Source organism: Rhodococcus sp. 105337, assembly GCF_012844225.1.
GTDB lineage: Bacteria > Actinomycetota > Actinomycetes > Mycobacteriales > Mycobacteriaceae > Rhodococcus.
The window spans coordinates 141,136-163,860 of the sequence record NZ_JABAGQ010000003.1 but is presented as its reverse complement, the minus strand read 5'-3'; the positions used below and the strand labels follow the sequence as shown (position 1 = coordinate 163,860).

General features: G+C 67.2%; 22 protein-coding genes. 6 read left to right on the top strand and 16 right to left on the bottom strand.

What is annotated here, in order from left to right; translation table 11 throughout:
* Positions 1-77: 77 nt before the first annotated feature.
* The gene (locus HF886_RS07175; protein WP_169651923.1) at positions 78-1,619 is read right to left on the bottom strand and encodes a CYTH and CHAD domain-containing protein; all 1,542 of its coding nucleotides are present in this window, start codon (positions 1,617-1,619) and stop codon (positions 78-80) included.
* 183 nt (positions 1,620-1,802) lie between these two features.
* On the opposite strand from HF886_RS07175, the gene HF886_RS07170 reads away from it, so the two are divergent.
* Entirely contained in the window at positions 1,803-2,348 is a 546-nt protein-coding gene (locus tag HF886_RS07170) for a flavodoxin domain-containing protein (protein ID WP_169621229.1), read from the top strand.
* Here the strand turns inward: HF886_RS07170 and HF886_RS07165 are convergent.
* Both HF886_RS07165 and HF886_RS07160 read right to left on the bottom strand, forming a co-directional pair.
* On the bottom strand, positions 2,327-2,833 hold the full coding sequence (locus HF886_RS07165) for an SRPBCC family protein (RefSeq protein WP_169621228.1): 507 nt from the start codon (positions 2,831-2,833) through the stop codon (positions 2,327-2,329). The genes HF886_RS07170 and HF886_RS07165 overlap by 22 nt on opposite strands.
* Before the next feature lie 29 nt (positions 2,834-2,862).
* Positions 2,863-3,783, bottom strand: coding sequence for a pseudouridine synthase (locus tag HF886_RS07160; protein WP_169651922.1), 921 nt, complete (start codon positions 3,781-3,783; stop codon positions 2,863-2,865).
* 187 nt (positions 3,784-3,970) lie between these two features.
* Here HF886_RS07160 and HF886_RS07155 point away from each other — a divergent pair, with 187 nt between their 5' ends.
* Positions 3,971-4,942: an alpha/beta hydrolase family protein gene (locus HF886_RS07155; protein ID WP_169651921.1), complete on the top strand. Its 972-nt coding sequence runs from the start codon at positions 3,971-3,973 to the stop codon at positions 4,940-4,942.
* Positions 4,932-5,807 carry an oxidoreductase gene (locus HF886_RS07150; protein ID WP_169651920.1) on the top strand — a complete coding sequence of 292 codons (876 nt, stop codon included), beginning with the start codon at positions 4,932-4,934 and terminating at the stop codon, positions 5,805-5,807. The genes HF886_RS07155 and HF886_RS07150 overlap by 11 nt, the downstream gene beginning before the upstream one ends.
* Before the next feature lie 66 nt (positions 5,808-5,873).
* On the opposite strand, the gene HF886_RS07145 is transcribed toward HF886_RS07150, so the two are convergent.
* Genes HF886_RS07145 through HF886_RS07110 form a run of 8 tightly spaced genes read right to left on the bottom strand, consistent with a single transcriptional unit; the run spans position 5,874 to position 12,273 of the window.
* Positions 5,874-6,710 carry a methylamine utilization protein gene (locus HF886_RS07145; protein ID WP_169621224.1) on the bottom strand — a complete coding sequence of 279 codons (837 nt, stop codon included), beginning with the start codon at positions 6,708-6,710 and terminating at the stop codon, positions 5,874-5,876.
* A complete protein-coding gene (locus HF886_RS07140) occupies positions 6,707-7,105 on the bottom strand; it encodes a plastocyanin/azurin family copper-binding protein (RefSeq protein WP_346765114.1) in 399 nt (132 codons plus the stop codon). The genes HF886_RS07145 and HF886_RS07140 overlap by 4 nt, the downstream gene beginning before the upstream one ends.
* Positions 7,105-7,446, bottom strand: coding sequence for a plastocyanin/azurin family copper-binding protein (locus HF886_RS07135; RefSeq protein WP_169621223.1), 342 nt, complete (start codon positions 7,444-7,446; stop codon positions 7,105-7,107). Before HF886_RS07135 ends, HF886_RS07140 begins: the two co-directional genes overlap by 1 nt.
* Positions 7,447-7,456: 10 nt before the next feature.
* The gene (locus HF886_RS07130; RefSeq protein WP_169651919.1) at positions 7,457-9,040 is read right to left on the bottom strand and encodes a multicopper oxidase family protein; all 1,584 of its coding nucleotides are present in this window, start codon (positions 9,038-9,040) and stop codon (positions 7,457-7,459) included.
* Positions 9,037-10,350, bottom strand: coding sequence for a hypothetical protein (locus tag HF886_RS07125; RefSeq protein ID WP_169651918.1), 1,314 nt, complete (start codon positions 10,348-10,350; stop codon positions 9,037-9,039). Before HF886_RS07125 ends, HF886_RS07130 begins: the two co-directional genes overlap by 4 nt.
* Positions 10,347-11,036 (bottom strand): methylamine dehydrogenase light chain, encoded by a 690-nt coding sequence (locus tag HF886_RS07120; protein WP_206036962.1) that lies wholly within the window; start codon positions 11,034-11,036, stop codon positions 10,347-10,349. The genes HF886_RS07125 and HF886_RS07120 overlap by 4 nt, the downstream gene beginning before the upstream one ends.
* A 29-nt stretch (positions 11,037-11,065) precedes the next feature.
* Complete coding sequence (locus HF886_RS07115) at positions 11,066-11,665, bottom strand: redoxin domain-containing protein (protein WP_169621220.1); 600 nt, start codon at positions 11,663-11,665, stop codon at positions 11,066-11,068.
* A gap of 41 nt (positions 11,666-11,706) precedes the next feature.
* Positions 11,707-12,273, bottom strand: a complete 567-nt coding sequence (locus tag HF886_RS07110) for a MauE/DoxX family redox-associated membrane protein (RefSeq protein WP_240954921.1) — start codon at positions 12,271-12,273, stop codon at positions 11,707-11,709.
* A gap of 375 nt (positions 12,274-12,648) precedes the next feature.
* Here HF886_RS07110 and HF886_RS07105 point away from each other — a divergent pair, with 375 nt between their 5' ends.
* Both HF886_RS07105 and HF886_RS07100 read left to right on the top strand, forming a co-directional pair.
* Positions 12,649-14,196: an APC family permease gene (locus HF886_RS07105; RefSeq protein WP_346765311.1), complete on the top strand. Its 1,548-nt coding sequence runs from the start codon at positions 12,649-12,651 to the stop codon at positions 14,194-14,196.
* A complete protein-coding gene (locus HF886_RS07100) occupies positions 14,193-14,945 on the top strand; it encodes an IclR family transcriptional regulator C-terminal domain-containing protein (protein WP_169651916.1) in 753 nt (250 codons plus the stop codon). Before HF886_RS07105 ends, HF886_RS07100 begins: the two co-directional genes overlap by 4 nt.
* On the opposite strand, the gene HF886_RS07095 is transcribed toward HF886_RS07100, so the two are convergent.
* From HF886_RS07095 to HF886_RS07080, 4 genes are all read right to left on the bottom strand, one after another.
* Positions 14,929-15,666 carry an aspartate/glutamate racemase family protein gene (locus tag HF886_RS07095; protein ID WP_169621217.1) on the bottom strand — a complete coding sequence of 246 codons (738 nt, stop codon included), beginning with the start codon at positions 15,664-15,666 and terminating at the stop codon, positions 14,929-14,931. The genes HF886_RS07100 and HF886_RS07095 overlap by 17 nt on opposite strands.
* Before the next feature lie 4 nt (positions 15,667-15,670).
* Positions 15,671-17,185 (bottom strand): NCS1 family nucleobase:cation symporter-1, encoded by a 1,515-nt coding sequence (locus HF886_RS07090; protein ID WP_169651915.1) that lies wholly within the window; start codon positions 17,183-17,185, stop codon positions 15,671-15,673.
* A 65-nt stretch (positions 17,186-17,250) separates the two neighbouring features.
* Positions 17,251-17,973, bottom strand: a complete 723-nt coding sequence (locus HF886_RS07085; RefSeq protein ID WP_169651914.1) for a GntR family transcriptional regulator — start codon at positions 17,971-17,973, stop codon at positions 17,251-17,253.
* A gap of 150 nt (positions 17,974-18,123) precedes the next feature.
* Positions 18,124-19,308 carry a sigma-70 family RNA polymerase sigma factor gene (locus HF886_RS07080; RefSeq protein WP_169651913.1) on the bottom strand — a complete coding sequence of 395 codons (1,185 nt, stop codon included), beginning with the start codon at positions 19,306-19,308 and terminating at the stop codon, positions 18,124-18,126.
* Positions 19,309-19,467: 159 nt separating this feature from the next.
* Between HF886_RS07080 and HF886_RS07075 the strand changes: the two genes are divergently transcribed.
* Positions 19,468-20,364, top strand: coding sequence for an oxidoreductase (locus HF886_RS07075; RefSeq protein WP_169621213.1), 897 nt, complete (start codon positions 19,468-19,470; stop codon positions 20,362-20,364).
* Here HF886_RS07075 and HF886_RS07070 read toward each other — a convergent pair.
* On the bottom strand, positions 20,351-22,678 hold the full coding sequence (locus HF886_RS07070) for a DEAD/DEAH box helicase (RefSeq protein ID WP_206038623.1): 2,328 nt from the start codon (positions 22,676-22,678) through the stop codon (positions 20,351-20,353). The two genes, HF886_RS07075 and HF886_RS07070, sit on opposite strands and share 14 nt — an antisense overlap.
* Positions 22,679-22,725: the final 47 nt, after the last annotated feature.

The window sequence follows — 22,725 nt, the reverse complement described above, 5'->3', positions numbered from 1 at the left end:
CATGTGGCTACCTCCTCAGTCGCCTGTTCTCCATCATGTCGGTTCGGCGAGCACCGTGCCAGAGTCGGAGGACCTGCTCATTCCCAGAGCTTCCCGGCCGATCCGAGGGCACTTTTCCACGCGGGTTCCAGTTGGGCTGCCTGGCGCCGGCCCACCTCGGTCTCGAGCCGATACAGGATTCCCAGGCCGAAGCTGGACTCGGCGGTGTGACCTTGATCGGAGACGATGTCCAACAGGTGTTCTCGGGAAACGACGGAGTCCTGGAACTCTCCGAGCATGTCCTGGAATTCGTCGAATCGGTCGAGGATCCGGGCGGTGCGCTTCGGATGCAGAGGAGCGATCACCTCGATCGCGTAGCGCATCCGCTTGGCGCCCTTGCGTGCCCGGTGCATCAGTTCGTCACGTTCGTGCGGATCGTGTGCTTTCCGAACGCGGGCAACACGTTTGTCGACCTTCTTCGCCACCGTAGCGACGCTGCGCGTCAGTTTCTCCGGGTCCAGCGCGGACTTACGGGATCGCGCCGGAGGGGTGCTCCCCAACCCGCCGACGAGGTCGTCGAGGGAACGCAGCATCACGAGATACCGCTCCGAATCGAGGGTCGCGAGTGCAGCGGTGCGCGCCGCGCCCGTCTTGGCCGAAAAGTACTCGTCGATACGTGATTTCGTTGCTTCGCGGTGGCGGTCGCCCGGAATCTCGTCGACCTGGCCTGCCAGGCGTTTCCACTGCACTTCCAGATCGCGCGACGGGCTGAGCCGGCGGCCGAACCACCGGAGTTCGTCGACGAGGGCGTCGCCGAGAGCGAAATCGTCGGCGTAGGTGTGCAGGGCGCTCCGGATACGACGAGAGGCCTTGCGCATGCTGTGGATCGCGTCGGGCTCGTCGCGGCGTACCGCGATGTCGGACAGTTCCAGCGCGTGGAGTTCGCGCGCGAGATAGTCGCGCAGGAAGCGGGCGGCCTCGCCGAGTTCGGGTGCCGCAGGGAGGAGGTCGCCCAGAACGCGGTGCACCTTGGACGGGCTGGGCGAGCGGACGATCCCGGCGGCGGTGAGACGTTCCTCGATGGCGTCGAGCAGTGTGGACCGGTCGCCGCGGCCCAGCGAAGAGCCCGCTTCGACCTCGATCTCCTGCCAGTGCATTTCTTCGTCGTCGCCGCCGCGCACCGCTACGACATCGTCCTCGACGACTTCTGCGAGCAGCGTCTCGTCCTTCCCGCGAATCCGGTGGCGATGCCGGGTCGTCGTGAGAAGTGCCGCGAGGGAGACCGGCAGTCCGCGCCGCACTCCGACGAGAAGATTCATCAATTCGGCAGGGGGCTCGTCCGCGGACTTCCCGTCCGCGTCGGCCAGGGGAAAGTGAAGTTCGGTCCGGGTGTCCGCCCCGTTGGGGAGCTTGACGTGCCAGCCGGCGTCGTCTCCGCCCTCACGTCGTCGCAGGGTGATTGCCGACTGCAGGAGCCGTAGGTCGGCGGTGTCGTAATACTGCGCGGACAACTCCACCGTATCCACCTCGACGACGGACACGCGCGGAAGTCCGGTCAGGTCGGGCAGTGACGCCGAGCCTCCGGCCGTGTATTTCCGTTCCGTTTCGGTGGCCGACGACACGGTGGGGCGCTGAGGCATCTATGAACTCCTGTTCGGGTCTGTGGTGGGTACCCGAATCCCACACTGCCATCCCGTGTCCGGAATGTCCCGAATCGTCGGCGTATGTGACGCGAAACGGGCGGGCGAAGGGTCCTTCGACCCTGGCCGAACAGAATGTGGCACGTGATCATGGTGCGTACTCGCGAGTAGCGGAGGATGGGCATGAGGATTTTGGTGGCGGCGGCGAGCAAGCACGGCTCCACGGCGGAGATCGCCACGGCGCTGGCCGCGGCGATGCGGCACCGCGGTGCGCAGGTCGACGTGGTGCCCCCCGAGCAGGTCGGCAGCCTCGACGGGTACAACGCCGTCGTGCTCGGAAGCCCGGTGTACCGGTTCCGATGGCTCCGGGCGGCTCGGGCGTTCGTGCGTGCGCACGAGGACGCGTTGCGTCATCGAGACGTCTTCCTCTTCTCATCCGTTCCCGTGACCAAGGGCCTTCGCGCTGCGAACAGCTCGTACGGGGTGTCGTCCGTCGAGAATCGGACGGGTGCGCGCGGGCACCGGATGCTGACGGGCAAGCTCGACCCGTCGACTCTCGGTGCGGGCGAGCGTGCGATTGCGCGGATGTGGGGCGTCAAGGCCGGTGACTTCCGCGACTGGGACGCGATCGGATCGTGGGCCACGGAAATTGTCGACAGGGTGTCGGAACGCGACGCGCCGGAGGAGAACCACATCGTCACGGCGGGTCAGGCCGACGGCCGGCGGTAGTGCTCGGCCAGCTCGGCCGCCCGTTCCCGGGGTGACCAGTCGATGGGCCGGCCCTCGAGCTGAGCTTCTATCACCTCGAACCCGGCATGCCAGCCCGCGCCGTGCGCGAGCGCGTCGTCCTCGTCCTCGGCTGTGTGGGTGAGGGTGAGCCAGCACCCGCCGGAGCCGTCCGGGGCGATCTCCCAATGCACCACGTCCGAATCCCAGAGGTACTCGAGGACGTGGCCCGGCCGCACCACCAGGATGCTGCCGTCGCTGGTGTGCCCCGAAAGCGGTCCCGAACCACCGGCGCGCTCGTCGGCGCGGTGGAACTCGACGGGTATGCCGGGCGCGAGTTCGAATTCGACGGCCGCGGGAAACCAGCACCGAAGGCATTCGGGGTCGGTGAGCACCCTCCACACCCGATCCGGCGAATAGGGGAAGGCCCGTTGGAAACGCAGGGCGACGCGGCCGTCGTAGGTACGCGAAACGGAGCCGATCTCCATGAGAACCTCCAAGACGTGAACCCGTGCCGTCAACGGGGTCCTGGTGTGTGGTGCCTCCATGCTGACAGGTTTCTGCGGCTTGCGAAGCGGGTCCGGCGACCCGTCACGGGGTCGTCGAACTCGACGGCAGCGGCGAGCAACTGCAGGGGGTTCGAATAGTCCCGGGGGGCAACGTCGTACACATCCGGATACAGATTGTCGCCGAGAATCGGGATGCCCGACGAACTCATGTGGACCCGAAGCTGATGCGTCTTTCCGGTCCGGGGACGCAGGCGGTACCGGGCGATGTCACCGTCCGTGTCGAGAAGGTCGATCCGCGTCACCGCGTTGACCGGCCCCGGCACCTCCCGTGCCTGCAGCGAGCCCCTCTCCTTGACGATGCGGCTGCTCACCTCGCGGGGAAAGACGAGGTCGTCAGTGCGGGGTGCGATCGCCTCGTATTCCTTCTCGACGAGGCGTTGTTCGAACATCATCTGGTAGGCGCGACGAGCCTCGCGACGGACGGTGAAGACGAGGACACCGGCGGTCAGCCGGTCGAGCCGGTGGACCGGCGAGAGTTCCGGCAGATCGAGTTCCCGGCGCAGTCGCACCAGAGCGGTTTCGGCCACCCAGGATCCGCGGGGTGTCGTCGCCAGGAAGTGGGGCTTGTCGACGACGAGGAGAGTGTCGTCGCGATACAGGATGTCGATGTCGAAGGGCACGCGTGATTCCACCGGAGGATCACGGTAGAGATACACGAACGAACGCTCGCGGTAGGGCGTACCGAAGGTAATCACGGTTCCGTCTCCACCGACCACTTCGCCGTCTCGGATTTTCTCCCGGATTCGACGGGCGTCATCCGGGAAGCGCTCGACGAGATACTCGGCTACCGTGGCCCACCTGGTGTTTTCCGGTAGACGGAGTCGTGACGGGTTCAGACCGTCGCGGATGGGGAGCGGAGCGTCGGGCACGACTCCCACGGTAGCGGGGCGTGTTTCCGCGCCTTCTGGGGCTCCGCGGGATAACGGTTGAGCTTTGCAGGATAACGATTGTGTGTAAGCCTTCAACGGGTATCCGCACCCACATAGCCTGGGTCGGAAGTGACGAATGTTACACATGTGCAAGGGGGATCTTGGTGTGAAGAACTCGTCCGGAACTATGAGCCGGCGACCGAGTCGGCGCGCTCTCGTCCGCCTGCTCGTGGCCGTGGTTCTTCCGCTGACGCTCGTGTTCACGGGGGTGAGTGCGGGCACCGCATCCGCCGACCCGTATTCGCGATTCCACGAGGACTGGGTCGCAGCGCCCGGTGGCGTCGGCCAGATCAAGGTTCGCATCTGGCGCGCGAACAACGGCAGCAACAAGGCGGTCTACCTACTCGACGGGTTGCGTGCGACCGACAACGTCAGCGGGTGGGAACACGAGACCAACGCCGCGTGGCTCTCGGACCACGGCGTCAACGTGATCATGCCGGTCGGTGGTCAGTCGAGTTTCTACGCGGACTGGTACGCCCCGAGCAACTTCAACGCGCAGCCCTACACGTACAAGTGGGAATCGTTCCTGACCCGGAATCTTCCCGACCATCTCGCCGCCGTCTACGGGATCAGTCGCGGCAGCAATGCCGTGGTCGGGTTGTCGATGGGCGGCAACGCGGCACTGATCCTCGCGGCTCATCACCGCGACCAGTTCACGTTCGCCGGGTCGATGTCCGGATACCTCAACCTGTCGGCACCCGGCATGCGGGAAGCCATCCGGTTGGCGATGCTCGACGCCGGCGGCTACAACTCCGACGCGATGTGGGGCCCGCCGTGGGATCCGGCGTGGCTCCGGCACGATCCCTTCGTCGCCGCTCCCATGCTGCGGGGACTGCCGATGTGGATCTCCGCGTCGACCGGTCTTCCCGGACAGCACGACCGCCCCGACTCGGCGATCGGTGTGTTCAACACGGCGAATGCGATGGGTCTCGAGTCCATTGCCCGTGTCCAGAACCGCGCATTCCAGATACGGCTCGCCACGCTCGGAATCGACACCGCCCACTTCTCGTTCCCGATCGCCGGCACCCACTCGTGGGGCTACTGGCAGGACGAACTGTGGGCGATGCTTCCGATGATGAAGAACTCGATTGGCGCCTGACGCGTCCACGTCGCAGGTGGGCCGGACCTTCGTGGTGACCGGTCCGACCGGCGGCGTGGGGGAGGCGACGGCCATAGCGCTCGGTGCTGCCGGCGCCAACGTCGTCCTGGCGTGCCGCAACGTGGACAAAGGTGCGCGCGTCGCCGAGACGATAGGCCCGAGGGCGTCGGTGCACCGATTGGACCTGTCCGAACTGGCCTCGGTGCGCAAGTTCGCGTGCGGCTTGCGGGACACCCACGAGACGATCGACGTGCTCATCAACAACGCCGGTGTGATGGCCGTACCGCTGCAGCGGACCGCCGACGGATTCGAGATGCAAATGGGCACCAACTACTTCGGGCACTTCGCGTTGACCGGACTGGTGCTGGACATGGTCACGGATCGGGTGGTGACCGTCTCCAGCGCCGCGCATCGCCTCGGGCGCGTCGATCTGGACGATCCGAACTGGGAGCAGCGGCGGTACCACCGCGCTGCCGCGTACGCCCAGTCGAAGCTCGCAAACCTGATGTTCAGTTTCGAACTGGCTCGGCGACTCGACGCGAGCGGATCAACGGTCAGGTCGCTCGCCGCACATCCGGGATATGCGGCCACCGAGGTCGGAAGCCACACCGGCACCTGGTTCGACCGGCTCTTCGGGTTCGGCAAGAAGATTCTGCAGCGGACCCCGGAGCAGGGCGCCGAATCCGTGCTCTACGCCGCCACCGAGCCGGGACTGCGAGGCGGCTACATCGGTCCCGACGGTTTTCTCGAACTCTACGGGTCGCCGCACACCGCGGGCTGCTCCGCGCGGGCTCGCGATCCCGAGGCGGCACGCCGGCTGTGGGAGCTGTCCGAGCGCGTCACGGGTGTGCAGTTCGGTCTCTGAGAACAGGTTCGACGCAGGTGCCCCGGATCCGTGAAGATCCGGGGCACCTGCGTCGGTATGCCCGCGTCAGATCAGCGAGATCGCGGCGAACGCGGCGAGGCCCACCAGGGCGGCACCCGTCACGGCCTGCACGCGGCGGTCGACGACACACATCACCGACAGGAAGCCCGGCATCGAGCCACCGCGACGGGTGTGCGCGATCGCTGCGACACTCGGCATGCACCGGCCGAGGGACACGACGGTGAACATCGCGGCGCCGAGGGCGGGCGACCCGACGGCGAGCACACCGAGCACGAGCAGGTAGTACGCGCTGGACCGGATGAAGATCAGGAATCCGGGGCCGATGATCGCGCCGAACAGCAGCGACACCTTCCACGGAGACATGGTCCGCCGCAGGTGCCGGGGCAACTGCTGCCGTCGCATCGGAGCAGGCATCGACACGACGCCGATCTCGTGCAAGCCGTAGGCCAGCGCGAACACGGCCCATCCGAACAGCAACCACAACGGGGACAGGTTCGCCGCCGTGACCGAACCGAGTGCACCGAGGACGGCGCCGGTGACGGCACCGGTGCTTACCGATCCGAGCGCGTGCCAGCCCAGTCGTCGGAGCGGGGTCGATGCTCCTTTGCGGCCGGGCTGTTTCGGGGCCGCGACGACACCGGCCACGGACATTCCGCAGGTTGACCAGTTCGCCGCGAGCGAGGTGACGAGCCCGGCGCCGACGACTGCGGCGGTCAGAGCCGTCGCCGCCGTCGGTGCCGCGAGCGTCGCGGCACCGGCGCCGGCCACTGCGGCACCGGCGGCCAGGCCGAGCCGCGCAGTGGTGGATACGGCGCCCGCGAGCGTCGGGCGGATATCGGGGAGATCGGTGGAGATCGGTTCGTGGGTGAGGACGGTGGTCATCGGAAACCTCCAGAGTCGTTGCTGTGTACGAAAGTCCCGCTCGTTTCTCGGCGGACGGTGACCGTTCCGGTCATGTACGGGTGGATCGAGCAGGTATAGGTGTAGGTGCCGGGACGGTCGAACGTGTACGAATAGGTGCCGTCGCCGGTGATCCCGCTGTCGAACTCGCCGGGCGACTCCACGTGGTGGAGGAGGCCGCCGTCGTCGAACCGCCATTCGACGGTGTCGCCGACTCCGACCGTGGCGTCCATCGGACTGAACTGCACATTGCTGATCTCGATCACCGCGTCGGGAGTGTCTGCGACGGCGCATCCTGTCAGGGGCACTGCGGCGATCCCGGCGGTGATCGCCCAGTGTCCGATTCGGTTGTGGTGCAGCATTACCGGCTGCCGCACTACTGGACGATGACGGTGCCGACCATCGACTTGTGCGGCGTGCAGTGGTACGTGTAGGTGCCCGGATCGTCGAAGGTGTACTCGTACGTGCCCTCGGTGAGCAGTTCGCTCTGCAGAATGCCTTCGAGCGGACCGTCACCCGCGACGTCGTGGGGCAGGCCGTTGTCGTCGAAGCGCCACTGCACGGTCTGTCCGGCCTCGATCGTGACCGAGGCGGGCGAATAGGCCATGTTCGCCACGTCGATGACCACGGCAGGTTCGTCCGAGGTGTCGGACGAACCGCACGCGGTCAGTACGGCGGAGGCGGCGAGCGCCACGGCAAACGGAATCAGTTTCTTCACAGCTGTCCTCTCATCGGATGTACCGCAGGTTCGCGGTCATCCCTGCCTCGAAGTGATAGGCATTGTGGCAGTGGAACATCCACTCGCCAGGGTTGTCGGCATCGAACTCGATCGCGAGTTCGGTGCCGGGGAGCACGTTGACGGTGTCGCGCCGGAGTCCTCCGTACTCCGGCACCGCGAAGGTGTGTCCGTGCGTGTGCATCGGGTGCCACATCGTGCTGTTGTTCGCCATCGTGATGCGGATCCGTTCGCCTTCGCGCATCACCAGTTTTCCGGCGTCCGGCCCGGCCATACCCCATACGTAGCGGTCCCCGGCCTGGATCAGCTCCACCCGGTAATCCCTGTCGGGCGAACGAGATTCCAGGCGGACCGAATCGGCCGGCCGCAGTGCGCTCTCGGGAAGCAGACGTCCGCCGAGTTCTGCGATCGAACCCCCGACGTCGGGGTTCGGCAGCGGCGCGGCGTCGTTCGAACGCAGTACCGACGACGCATACCCGTCCCGGCCCTCGACTTTCGCGACGATCGGCCACGAACCAGACTTCAGCGTGACGAGCACGTCGTACCGCTGCGCCATCCCGATGATGAGGGTGTCGGTGGTGGTGGGCGTGACGTCGAAGCCGTCGGCGGCGATCACGGTCAGTTCGTGGCCCGCCACCGCGAACCGGTACGGCGTCTCGGCGGCGGCATTGACGATCCGCAACCGCACGCGGCTGCCGGGTGCAGCCGTGACGACCTCGGGGTCGTTCGGCGGCCGTCCGTTGATCAGGTGCAGCGGGTATCCGATGTGCTGGGTCATGCCGCCCAACGGATCGGATGAACCGTGGCCCCCGGAGACCAGTGCCAGTGCGGCAGAACTCTCGTCGGCGGTGTGTTCCACCGCAGCGCCACCCCCGTGGCCCCCGTGACCGCCGTGACCGCCGGAGATCGCGGGATTGAGCGCGGACAGGACGGCCTCGGGAGTGGTGCCGAGTCCGTCGACCCAGTCGTCGAGAACGAGTACCGCGTCGACATCGGCGCCGGACGTGTCGTCCGGATCCTCGATCACCAGCGCACCGAACAGGCCACGATCTGCTTGCAGGCCGCTGTGCGAGTGGTACCAGTGGGTGCCCGGGTCCGGGACGACGAAGTCGTACAGGAAGTCGCCCCCGGTCCCGATCGGGTCCTGGGTAACCGGAGCGGCACCGTCCATGTCGTTGCGAATACGGATGCCGTGCCAATGCAGAGTCGTGTCCGTGGGCAGGTCGTTGCGCACCGACACGAGCATCTTGTCTCGCACGCTCGCCCGCAGTTCGGGTGCCACCGCGCGACCGCCGTACGACCACGTGTCGACGAGACGCCCACCGAGGTCCACGGTGGCCACCGCCGCCGTCAGTGCGACAGGGACCTCGCGCCCGTTCCATCCTCGAGCTGCTTCCGCCGCCGCGATCTCGGGGTCGGTGGGAGCGATGTAGTCGAGGGCTGCTGCCGGCTCCGCCTGCTCCGAGCTACACGAGGCGGCACCGAGGCCGAGCACCCCGAGGCCCACCGCACCGGCTCCGAAGGAGCCGATGCGGAGGAAACCCCGCCGATCGAGGATGGGTCCTGACCGGGTCATTCGAGCACCTGAGGTGTCAGGAGTGTCCCGACGTCTTCGACGGTTCCCGTGACCTCCACCGAACTGACCTGTTCGCCGGTCTCGGCGGCGATCCCCACGATCGTCTGCGCGGATTCACCGTCCACCTCCGGGCCGGATCCCACCACGTACAGCGTCTTGCCGTCGACCGAGAAGGCCATGCTCGAGATGCCGGTGAGCCCGAGCGTCGCCAGATCGAGGGTCTTCACGGGCGCGAACGTGGCTGCGTCGTAGAGGTCGATCTTCACGACGTCACCGCCGCGAGCGGAGTGGGGGTGGACCACCGAGTCGGTGTACTCGATTGCGATCCGGGTTCCGGTGTTGTTGATGGCATTGCCCGCGAACCGCCCGGAGTCCTGCCCCGCGTTGCCGATCGGCGTTACGGGGTCCGACGGGAGACCGTTCGAGAAATCGAGGACGAACACGTCGCCGTTCGCCCCCACCAGCAGTGCCGAGTCGGCGTCGTCGGCCCAGGTGACCGTGCGGTTGCTGACGAAATCGTCGGGCAGGACCTGGGCCCGCGCGGTCTCGGTGGGAACACCCGCGTCGTCGATCGAGATCTGGATCAGCTCGCGCGTGTCTTCGCAGACGCTGTAGAGCTCGTGTCCGACCATCCAGGTGAACGGTCCGCAGCCGATGATCTGCAGTGCGCCGCTTTCCTTCTTCGCCTCCAGATCGACCACACGCACGCCGTAGAGGCCGTCGTCCCAGGTCACGAAGTACTTTCCGTCCGAGGTCACCGCGTTCGAGCCCGGCCGTGAGTGCACGCGCGCGTAGTCGGGGAGGAGGGCTTCCGACGGCTCGAGCAGGTTGCCCGAATAGGTGCTGACGGTGAAGTCGGCGGCACCGCGGGAACCGCGCGGACGCCACACCTCGGCCGCGAGAACGGCGGGGTCATCGGGCGTATTACCGACGAATCCGTGGATCACCGGATCCCAGATGCCCGGGCCCACGACGAAACGGCTTCCCGCGACGCCGGTCACGGGATCGAGCGCATTGAGGCCGATCTCGAGACCGTAACCGTCACCGACGGCAAGCAACTCGGTCGACTTGATCGGCTCGATCTCGGAAACGTGCACCGGTTCGGGGAAGGTGGAGCCGATCTCCTGGTCCTCGCTACCGAGACCGATGCCCTCACCGGGTGTCGTGAAAGGCACGGTCGGATAGGTGACCTCGCCGGCGGCGGGACTTTCGTCGTCGCCCGAACTGCATCCGGTGAGAACGATCGCGGCGGCGAGCGGAACGGCGATCGCGGCGGTACGGGGAATGCGCTTGCTGGATCGAGATGTCATGCTCCGGCACCGACCTTCGGACGAGCTGCGGGGCGGGTCTGGCAGTCCTCGCCGATGATGGGCGCCATCGTGCAGGTGTACGCCTGGGACTCGTCCGAGACGCACCAGATGATCTCCTGGTCGTAGCTGCCGGAGACGGGGTTGTACATGATGGCCTGCATGTCGGGTTCGCCGCAGAAGGCGTTGGAGCACGACGGTGCGCCACAGCAGTCGTAATAGGCGATCAGGTAGGTCTTTCCGGTGTCCGGGTTGGTGCAGCAGCCCACCCAGAACTCGGCGCCCGGGCGGCTGCCGGGAGCGCAGGTGGTCACACCGCCGCCGTTGCACGCCGCGCACGAGGTGCCGTCCATGTTGCACCAGCGCCAGTACTCGCACTCCGCCGGATCTTTGCCGTCGAACGTGATGAACTGCGGATCCGGGACCTCGGGGGGCGCGGGCTCCGGCGGCAGTTCCTGTGCCATCGCGCTACGGGTGACCGGCAGCGAGCTGATCAGCGCGACACCCGAGACACCCATTGTCCAGCGACCGATCTTGCTGAGCATCGAACGGCGCGAGGTGCTTTCGGACAGCTTGCGTCCTGTGCGGCTGACGAAGGATCCACCTTTGCCCGCCATCCAGTCCGCTTGTTCGCGGACGGTGTCCTCATCGACCGGATATCGGTTCTCGGTCATGTTGTGTTCTTCCATGGCATAGGCTCCTTCTCTCTCGGGACGGGTCAGGCAGACTTCGCCTGCGCATGCAGGTGCTGGAGGGACGGAGTGCCGGACTCGAGAGCGTTGAGCAGACTCTCGACCTGGGCCATGTGGTTGCACAGGCCTTTACCGCGGATCTTGCCGTGCTCGTCGAGGATCACCCCGTACGGTGTGGTGCCCACCTGGTAGGCGATGCCCACGTCGCGGGCGTCGATGTAGCTCAGTTCGTCGCCGATATTGCTGCCGGCCAAGAACTCCCGGTGTTCCTCGGGCGTGCCGTCCGAGACGATGACGACGTCGAGATCCGTTTCCGCGCGGGCCATCGCACGCAGACCCGGAAGCAGGCTCTTGCAGGTGCTGCAGCTGGGAGCGGTGAACATGAGCAGCTGCGCCTTGTCGCGGTGCCCGCCCACCCGCACGGAGCGGCCGACGTGATCGACGAGCCCGGCGAACGACGGGCCGGCCTGCTCGACCTTCGGGCCGGTATCCATCATCCTCGCTCCGAGGGGACCGAGCCGGACCTGGACGCGGCCGATCTCCCGTGCGAGCGCGAGGGTCATGAGGAACAGCAGTGCGACCGCGACGGTCAGCACCACGACCGCCACCAGCAGAAATGTTGTCATCGAAGTAGTCCTATCTGTGCAAGGTGGGGCTGAAGAGAGGGTTAGGAGCCGTACCGCGACTCGGCGCTCACAGCGCGGAGTTTGATCGACGCGGAGGTCAGGTAGTCGTCGACCGGACGCCGGCCGACGTGCACGACGGCTTTGATCTGCACGACCGCGACCACAGCCAGTACGACCAGCAGGCCGCTCGCCGCTCCGATGAGTCGCTCGAGCGGAGCGATCTCCGCGGAACCGGTCGCCGCGAGGACGAGTGCGGCGACGGCGAACGATGCCGCGCGGAACCACCCGATCCTCGGCACTTCGTGGGCAGAGAACGCGAAGCAACCGCAGTCGAGATCACGCCGCCCCCGCGCCAGGTTCGCTGTCAGCCCGAACGCGAAGGCGGCGAACAGCAGTGCGGCGCCCGACGCCGCCCACACACCGGCGATCCCGAGGATCAATGCGGTTCCCACCAGAACCTCGACGAGCGGCAGCGAACCCGCCACCACACGTTCCATTCGGTGCGGCAGCAGCCGGTACCCCTTCACCACGGTCAGAAGCCCGTCCCGGTCGCGGAGCTTCGGAATGCCCGCGAGCAGGAGCGTCCCCCCGAGTATCGATGCGACCATCGCCCACAACATGGATCACGCCCTCTCTGTCGTCGGGCCAATCCTGATGAGCAGATGCGGCACTTTTGCGTCGCGCAGGAAAACACTGTGCGGTCGCCGAGTGGAAAAGTGTCCTGCAACGTTCCGGACCTGTTTGTGCTGGTCACCCGGGGCGGGGTGTGACGCGGATCGCGGCGGAGAGCGGGAAGGCGGCGTTGTGGCAGGTGGCGGGGGCTTCCCCGATTTCCACTTGGATTCACACGACCGTCACGTGCGCCACACTTCTGAAAAGAATGAGACAAATGAGGCGAAGAAACCAAGTGGAAACACGGGAGTTCTACTGTTTCCGCTGGTGGCCCGGGTCCGAAGACGGGCCGACGGACGATCGGAGTGCCCGTGGCGAGCGGCAGGCGTGGCGGTGGTGGGTCACGGATCGGTGGTGCGCTGGGAGCGGCGATCGCGCGATCCCGGAATACGGCACCGGCCGTCACACCGGTGTTTTCTCCCCTGCGGGCGCTGAACCGACGTCAACTCTCGCAGATCGACCTGATCGGTCAGTCCCTGTCGACGGTGGCCCCCGCGACCGGAATGATCTTCATCGCCTCGTGGATCATTTCCGCCGATCCTGGAGTCGCAGGGCTGGCGGCGATCCTCGGCACCACCGCGGTGGTCGTCGCGGTCGCGTTCTGCATCTCCCAGTTCACCCGCCGGCTCGCTGCCGCGGGGTCGTTGTACAGCTTTGCGTTCCAGGGACTTCCCCGGCGTGCCACCCTCACCATGGGCGCGGCCCTGCTGCTCGGTTATCTCGGCATCGCGATTTCGGTTCTGGCCAATTCCGCGGTGAGCCTGCTGGGAATCGCCACCGCTCTCGGTAGTGCCGTGTCCGGGACTGTACCGCTGCTGGTGTGCGCGGTGCTCGTCGCAGGTGTCGTCGCGACCATTGCGGTGCGCGGTGTCCGTCTCGCGACGCGGGCGATCCTCGTCGTGGAACTGTGTTCGCTGGTGGTCATCTGCGCACTGATGGTCACCGACTCCGGGACTCCGACCTCCTCGGTCGCACCCGGCACCTCCGCAACGTTGCCGTTCCTGGCGCTGATGGTGGTGTTCGGGATGGCGGGATTCGAGAGCGCGGCGTTCTTCGGGGCCGAGGCCAGGCGACCCCTGATCACAGTGACCCGGGCAGTGCTGGTCACCCCGATCCTGTGCGGAACGGTGTTCGTCTTCGCCGGATGGGCCGCACTGACCGGGCACGCGGACGTGGTCGTGGCCGCGTATTTCGAGGGCACTGCCTCGGGAGCGAGCACCGCGATGGTGGTGGCGGTCAAGGTCGGAGTGACTTTCTCCTGGTTCGCATCCGCCCTGGGATGTGCGCAGGCGGGTTCGCGGCTGTTGCTGGCGATGGGCATCGAGGGCACCGTTCCTCGACGCCTGTCCCGTGTCCATCGACGGTTCCGCACACCGTATGTCGCAGTGATCGTGTTCACCGCCGCGGTGGTGATCGGCGCGTGGATGTACCTGGTGATCTTCCTCGGCGACTCGATCGTGTTCGACGGTTTCGTCGAGGTCGCCGTGGTCGGTGCCTACACGTTGCTCGCCGTCTCGTGTCTGAGGTTCCTGCGACGTATCGGCGAGGATGCCCGCACGACCACCGTGGTCGCAGTGGGTATCGCCTGCGTGGGCGCCGGACTGCTCGGATATCTCACGCTCTCCGGGATCAGCGACGGGCAGTGGGGGATACCGACCGCCGTGCTCGTCGTCGGACTGGCCGGCGTGGTGTGGGCGGCCGTGCTGAAGCGGCTCCGGCCGGAGTCGCTGGCGACGATGGGCGCCTTCGACAGCCCGGAAACCACCGACCTGCTGCCCGGCGCAGGCGAATTGGTACTCGACGACGACGGACGACCGCAACTCGTTTCGGCTCATTCGCTGCCGGGAGACCGGCGATGACCACCCAGTCCGACGCCGCAGTGGGGTTCGGTGGGCAGCAGCCCAAGGCTGTGCAGAAAGCACTGGGAATGCTCGAAGCCGTGGCGCATCTCGGACCGGGTGCCACAGCGAAAGAAATCGCCCACTTTGCCGATGTTGCGCCCACGACCGCCTACCGGATGCTCAATCTGCTTGTTGCCGAGGGTTTCCTGGTACGCGTACCCGACCTGTCCGGCTTCGCCCTCGGGCGGCGCACCGCCGAACTGTCCCGGGCCGCAGTGGAGGCGGACACCTCACCCACACTGCACGAGACGGTCGAGGAGTTGCGCTCGCACACCCGTTTCGGGTTGCATGTGGCCTCGTTCGCCGGTGGCAGGCTGCGGTTCGTCGATCAGGACCCCGACCACGAGATCGTCGGTATCGCGCTGCTGGCCAAGAACCTTCACTCGAACGCGCTCGGAAAGGTGATGCTCGCCCACAATCCCGGGATGAGCGTGGGTCTCGAACTCCGCAGACTGACCGAATACACCGTCTGCGACCCGGACGTTCTCGAATCGGAGCTGTCCAGGACCCGGCTCGTCGGTCACGCGTTCGAGAATCAGGAATGCCGCGTGGGACGATCGGCGCTGGCCGTGCCGATCCGCAACCACGATGCCGAGGTGGTCGGGGGGCTCTGCTTGCAGGGGTCACCGCTGCGCGTGTCCCCGGCGGAGTACGACCAGCTGACATTCCTTCACGACGGGTCGCGGTGCCTCACCGGAATGTTGTGAAGCTCTGCAGCATTCCGGAATAACGTTTCGGAGGCGGAGGCGCGAACTCGCCGCGCTTCCCTCCGGTGACGAGTCCCATGGTGACCAGCGACTGCACCGTCAGCGTTGCCGCGGTGACACCGTCGACGACGGGGACGCCGAGGTCGGCAGAGATTTGGGCGCACAGGTCGGCCATCCCCGCGCAGCCGAGTACCACGACGTCGGATCCGTCTGCGCACAACGCGTCGAGACAGGCTTCCGTGACGATCTTGCGAGCGTCCGGGTCGGTGTCGAGCGCCAGCACGGGGACTTCACACGCGTGTACACCCCGGCACGAGTCGCGCATCCCGTACCGGTCGGCGAGGTCCCGGGCCCGCCCGGTCGTGCGGCCCAGTGTCGTGACGACCGAGAAGCTCCGGCCCAGAAGGGTCGCGGTGTGCATGGCGGCCTCGGCGATCCCCACGACCGGTCCGGCCGCGATCTCCCGCGCCGCATCGAGACCGGGGTCGCCGAAGCAGGCGATCACGTAACCGTCGACACCGTCGCGCTCTCCCTTCTCGATCTCCGCCAGCAGACCAGGGACGGCTAGTGCTTCGTCGTAGTGGCTTTCGATCGACGGCGGTCCCATCTCCGGGCTGACCGCCTCGAGGCGTGTGCCCGGGCCTGCGACGGCCCGGGCACACGCCTCGATCTTGGCGGTCATCGCCCACGTGGTGTTCGGGTTGACGACCTTGAGGAACATGCGATCAGACGGCTTCCTGCGCGGGGGCGGTCTCGGGGATGCGGACTGCCCACCGGGTGCGGGTCGCGAGCAGGTGGTAGACGACGAAGCCGAGCCCGCACCCGATGAACCAGCTGTACTGCGCAGCGGCGCTCATGCCGGGGGCGTTGTTGAACAGCACCGGGGTCATCGCGACAGCCGCACCGACGACGGTGGCAACGACTGCAGCGGGGTTGTAGCCCTTGCTGTACCAGTAGGCCCCCTTCTCGGACATCGTGAACAGATCGTCGACGATCACCTTCTGCTTGCGGACCAGGTAGTAGTCGGCGATGAGAATGCCGAACAACGGGCCGATGAACGCACCGAGGGTTTCCAGGGTGTAGTGGATGACCTCCGGGTTGTTGTACAGATTCCACGGGGTGATGAGGATCGAACCGACCGCGGCGATCATGCCGCCCGCCCGCCAGCTGATCTTCTGCGGGCTGACATTCGAGAAGTCGAACGCCGGCGAGATGAAGTTCGCGACGATGTTGATGCCGATCGTGGCGATCGCGAAGGTGAGTGCTCCGAGGACGATAGCGAAGGTGGAGTCGATACGGGCGACGGTTTCGACCGGGTCGGTGATCAGTTCGCCGTAGACCGGGAGCGTCAGCGACGCGGTGATCACCACGAGCAGCGAGAAGACCAGGAAGTTGAGGGGGAGGCCGAGGAAGTTGCCCTTCTTGACGGCGCCGAACGACTTGCCGTACCGGGAGAAGTCTCCGAAGTTCAGCATGGGGCCGGAGAAGTACGAGACCACCAGGGCGATTGCGCCGAGCATGACCGGCACCGACGACCAGCCGGTGTGCGTGACATCGCCCAGCGTCAGGTCGATCGCACTCCAGCCGGCCTTCGAGATCAGGTATCCGCACAGCAGGAACATCACGACGTACACGGCGGGCCCACAGAAGTCGATGAAGCGCCGGATGGACTCCATGCCGCGCCAGAACACGCATGCCTGCAGCACCCACAGGGTGAGGAAGCTGACCCAGCCGAGAGCGGACAGCCCGGCGAACCCGTAGTCGGCGACCACGGCGTACGGGGCGAGCGAGGGAAACAGCTTGATGAGCACCACGTCGAGTGCGGCCGAGGCGAGAAAAGTCTGAATCCCGTACCACGCCACCGCGATCAGTCCGCGGATGATGGCGGGGATGTTCGCACCCAGCACGCCGAAGACACTGCGGCAGATCACCGGATAGGGAACACCGGTGGCCTGGCTCGGTTTGGCCACGAGGTTGCAGAAGAAGTAGACGATGGTGATGCCCGCCAGGAGGGCGACGAGGACCTGCCAGCTCGCCAGGCCCAATGCGAACAAGCTCCCGGCCGTGACGTAGCCGCCGACGCTGTGTACGTCGGACATCCAGAACGCGAAGATGTTGTACGAGCCCCAGCGCTGGTTCTTCAGCGGTGCCAGGTCGTCGTTGGTGAGCCGCGGATCGTAATCGGCGGCGGACGGACCCGGAACGGGGGCGTCGTCGCGTGGTATCAGCACTTCGGTCATGGGTGCTCCTGGGCGGTGGGGAAACTCGATGCGCCGAACGCTAATTGCGCGAGGTTGCCGCAGGATTACCCGAACTGTATATCTTCCGCGGGCAGCAGCCCGGCACCTGCCGCAAGCGTCGCGATGGCTGCGTCGAGGCGCCGGTTGTGATGCTCGTAGGCCGCGAGCAGTTGCTCGGTGTCACGCGCGAGGAACGCGTCGAGCATGGCCTGGTGTTCGTGGTGCAGGTCGGCACGTTCCGCGTCGCTCACGTGCACCATCGGCTGGACCGGTTCGGTGATGTTCCAGGCATATTCGAGCATGTGCAGAAGCCGGTGCATCCGGGACGGGCGAGCGAGCGTCATGTGGAACACGCGGCTCTCGCGGTGATAGGTGTGCGAGTCGTGCTCGTGCACTGCGCGTTCGAGTATTTTGTGTGATTGCTCGGCGAGCCGGTAGTCCTCCGGGGTGGCGTTGTGCACAGCCGCCGCGAGCGAGGCCGATTCGAGTGTTTCCCGGACGAGATACAACTCGCGCAGTTCCTCGGCCGTCAACTGGGCGACGGTGTACCCGTGATTCTGGCGATGGGTGACGAGTCCTTCACCGATGAGGGTCTTGAGTGCCTCGCGGACGGGGATGCGGCTGACTCCGAACATCTCCGCGACCTCACCCACCGGTATAGGTGTGCCCGGTGGTGCTGCGCCCGAGAGAAACACGCGCCGCAACTCCTCGAGGATCGCGTCCTGGGGCCGTCCGGGTACGTCCACTCGGAGCCGGTCGACAAGCACCGATCTGCGACGTGGCGCCACGGCGGTGGCTCCTTCCTGTCCGGCGAACACGGGCGACGACGACGCGACGGTAAGCCCCTGATGTGTCCGCTGCGTCTCGCTCGTGTGACAGCGACGAGTCGCCGGGCCCTCGGTCGACGCCGAGAACACCAACCGGCATCGGCGGGTGCGCTAGGGGGCCGCTGCCCGCGTGGTCGTCGGGAGCGTGGCGCGCGTCGTGGGCTGGGGCGTGGTCGCGGGGCGCTCGTCCCGCTCCTTGTCCTCCGAGCGACTGTCGTCCTGGGGCTTCGTCCGCCGCGGGTACCGCGTGATGTCGCGGGTTGTGGACGTGACCGACACCTGCTGAGAGGTGGGTGGAGAGGTGCGGGCAGAGGTGGTGACCACGTTTTCCTCGACCGGAATCACCGTGCCGGCGCCGGCGTCGGCACCGGGGTAGACGGTGGTCTCGACGATGGGTTCGGCTGTGGTGCTAGAGATCGGGGGTTCCGTCGTCGGCGTCTCGGATCTGCTTACGGGAGAGGCCGTGACGACGGGTGTCTGGGACGGGGGAAGATCCACCGAACGGGACGTCGGAGAGGGTGGTGCCGACAATTCCTCGGGTTCCGAACCTGGCAGGACGACCACGGCGACTACGGCGAGGACCAGCACCGCTGCCACCGCGGCGATCGCTGCCGTTTTCCGGCGCCCACGGCGGGCGACGGGGAATCCGTTCCGGTTCAACGGTTCGATACGGCGTCCCATGTCGGCGAGTTCCGTGTCGAGGGGCGTTGCCGTGAGCACACGGTCGCGCAGGCGGCGAGGGAGCGGGACGGGCGGCACGGCCGCGAACAATCCGGTCGCATTCGGAACGGCCGGTACCGCCAGGTCGACCGCTTGCTGAGCGCGAGCGAACGGGCGGCCGTCTCCGGCGGCGGATCCGAGGATCGCGTCGATCTCCTGGTTGGTGAAATGATGGCGCACCGCCAGTTCGAGGACCTCGCGTTCGATCGCGCCGAGGCTGCCCACCGCGTCGCGGACCGCGTACAACTGGGGACGGAGCGGTGGCGCCGCGGGATCGGTGGCGGGAACGAAGCCGACCGTGCCGGCAGCACGCCCGGGCTGCGCACACTCGGAGCGGACGATCGCGTAGAGCCACGCCCGCAACAAGCCGGTGTCGCGGAGAGCGTCGATTCGGCGCACCGCGATCCAGATCGAGTCGTGCACGACATCGGAGGCAGTCGATGCGTCGACGAACCCGCAGGCGTACGCGAACAATCCGGGCGCGTACAAGTCGTACAGCCGTGCTGTCGCCGCGGGATCTCCCTGCCGCAGTGCCTCGCCGACCTCGCGGTCGGCAGACCCGTTCCGGTACGCCATCGATGCAACCCCTCCCCTTCGTCCGCGCCCCCGTGTGCCCCTGCGGGACTCGCGCCCGGGTGCACTCTACGAGGCGCGGGGCAGACAGGGAATGCCTCGGTCCGGCGAGAGTCCGGCGAGCCCTGTTGCCGGTTCCGATGCGTACGTAGTGTGCGGGGTATGGCGGCATGGACAGCGAACGACATTCCCGATCAGAGCAACCGCACGGTCGTGGTGACCGGTGCGAACAGCGGCCTCGGCGCCGAGACGGCGCGGGCGCTCGCGCGTGCCGGCGCCCAGGTGGTGCTGGCGTGCCGCGACGTCGCGAAGGGAGAGGAGGTGGCCGCGCACATCGGTCCGAACGCGCAGGTGCGCAAAGTGGACCTCGCCGACCTGTCGTCGGTGCGTGCGTTCGCCGCGGACCTCGCCGCGACCCACCCGACCATCGATGTGCTCGTCAACAATGCGGGCGTCATGGCGGTGCCGCAGCGGCGGACCGCCGACGGCTTCGAGATGCAGATCGGCACCAACCACCTCGGCCACTTCGCGCTCACCATGCTCCTTCTCGGGCGCATCACCGATCGCGTCGTCACCGTGAGCAGCACCATGCACCGGATCGGCAAGATCGATCTGGACGATCTGAACTGGGAGCGGCGCCGCTACGAGCGGTGGCCCGCGTACGGCCAGTCGAAGCTGGCGAATCTCCTGTTCGCCTACGAGTTGCAGCGACGGCTCACCGCGCACGGATCGCCGGTGAAATCCTTTGCGGTACACCCGGGTTACTCGTCGACGAACCTGCAGTACCGGAGCGAGTCGCGGTACGGGAAGCTCGTCGAGTGGGTGACTCCGGTCATCGGCCAGTCGGCCGCGATGGGAGCACTCCCGTCCCTCTACGCCGCGACCGCCGTGGATGCGGAACCCGGCGGTTTCTACGGGCCCGGCGGCCTGTTCGAGATGCGAGGACACCCCGGGAAGGTGCAGTCCAACGCGCGGTCGCACGACCAGGGCGTCGCCGCGAGCCTGTGGTCGCTGTCCGAGCAGTTGTGCGACGTGCGGTCGCCGCTCACGTCAACGTGAACGACACGGGAGGCAGGGCGTCGCGGCGGCACAGACCGGTCTGGTCGACGAGGTCCAGGGTGCGCAGGTAGCGACGTACGAGATCGCCCGCGGAGAGCCCCGATTCCGACGCGACGCGCAGCGCTGCGGCAAGGCCGTCGCCGCGGGCCCAGCTGTGGACGGCCCCGACGGCCACCGGGTCCGGGTCGGGGCTCACCGTCAAACCGTGGCGCTGTTCCGCTGCGGCCAGTTCGCCCCAGAGGCGCATGGTGACGCGCAGGGCCTCGTCCACCGCCGGGGTGGTCCGTCCGGACGCCGCGGCGGTGCGGTGCCGCGTCTCGCCGAGCACAGTCGAGACCACTGCCGCGAGCTCGCAGGGTTCGAGCCCGTCCCATGCTCCGGTCCGCACGCATTCGGCCACCAGAAGGTCGCTCGTGCAATAGATCCGGCCGAGCCGTCGCCCGTCGTCGGTGACGTACGCCGACTCACCGGCCGGGTCGAGGATCACGTAGCCGCGTTCCTCGAGCACGGCGAGGGTGCGATCGAACGTGGTGCGCAGACGTCCGGTGACGGCCTCGATCCGCACGCGCATTCGTTCCGTGTCGGTGACCAGGGTGCCGAGCCGGCCCGCGACGGCCAGGAGGTGCGCCCGGTCGGGCCGCCGGTGGCCCGGGTGTGAACGCACCGCGCGGGCGAGCGCGGTGACGGTGTCCGCGGATGCCGTGGTGCGCGCGAACGCGAGACGCTCGTACAGACTCCGGTATTCGGTGAAACCTGCTGCATCGGCGAGTTCGGCTTCGAGGTCGGCGATCAGCGCGATATTCGTCCGTACCGCGTCGGACAGCGCGCGCACCGATCGCTCCGCCTGGAATTGGGCGAACGAACGGTCCAGAAGTGTGCGTGCGCCGTCGAGGCCGACGCGGTCGATCAGATTGACGCAGGTGTTGTAGCCCACGCGCAGCGAGCTGTGCAGGGGATAGGCGCGCGTCGAGGCGAGTCCGGCAACGGTGGCGGGGAGGGTGTCGGGCTGCCAGAGCACCACGGCGTGCCCCTCCTCGTCGATCCCGCGCCGACCGGCGCGGCCCGTGAGCTGGGTGTATTCCCCGGGCGTCAGGCGCACAGGTCCGGCTGCCGTCGGTTTGACGAGACGTTCGAGTACGACGGTGCGGGCCGGCATGTTGACCCCCACCGCGAGGGTTTCGGTCGCGAACACCACGCGGACGAGCCCGCGCGTGAACAGGTCCTCGACCGCGTGCCGGAATGCCGGAACGAGGCCGGCGTGGTGTGCGGCGAATCCACGCTCGAGCCCCTCGATCCAGTCGGAGTAGCCGACCGCGTCGAGGTCGGCCGGGGGCAGAGAAGCCGTGTGCCGGTCGGCTATCGCGCGGATCTGCGGGACCTCCGCGGCCTCGGTGAGACGCAGGGAAGAGTCGAGGCATTCGGTGACGGCGGCGTCGCATCCCGACCGGCTGAAGCGGAACCAGATGGCGGGCAGGAGTTGTTCGGCCTCGAGCCGCGCCACGATCTCCGGGCGATCACCGCCCGCGGGAAGGGGTGCCGAGGTCCGGCGCTTACGGCGTTTCCTCGCTCCGGGGGATGGAGCGGCGTCGGCGAGTTGCCGATGTGCGATGTAACGGTCGAGGGTGTCGTCGATGGTCCCGGTGCCGGGGGAGAAGAGGGCGAACAACCGCCCCCCGGCGAGCATGTGCTGGGTGAGCGGGACCGGGCGGACCTCGTCGACGATCACGGTGGTCTCGCCGCGCACCCGGCGGATCCATGCCCCGAATTCTTCGGCGTTGCTCACCGTGGCCGACAGGCTGGCCAGCCGCACCGAGCGGGGAAGGTAGAGGATCGTCTCTTCCCAGACCGCGCCTCGTTCCCGGTCGGCCAGATAATGCACCTCGTCCATCACGACGTGGGTGAGGCCGTCGAGGAGGGGGGAGCGGGAATGCAGCATGCTGCGCAGGACTTCCGTCGTCATGACGACGACGGGGGCGTGCGGGTGAAGGGTGATGTCCCCGGTGAGCAGGCCCACCTCGCCCTCACCGAATCGCTCGACGAGGTCGTTGTACTTCTGGTTGCTCAGCGCCTTGATGGGCGTGGTGTAGAAGCAGGTGCCGCGAGGAGTGGAGTCCCGGGACGTGGGTGAGCTCTGACGAGACTCGAGCGCGAGGTAGGCCGCGAACTCACCGACCACCGTCTTCCCGGCTCCGGTCGGGGCGCAGACCAGCACGTCTCGGTTCTCTTCCAGCGCACGGCAGGCGTCGATCTGGAAGTCGTCGAGCGTGAATCCCACCTCGGCCGCGAACTTCGCGAGCCGCGACCCGTCCTGCATACCCACGTGTCCACGCTACGCGGACGCGGCGTGGATACGTGGTGAGG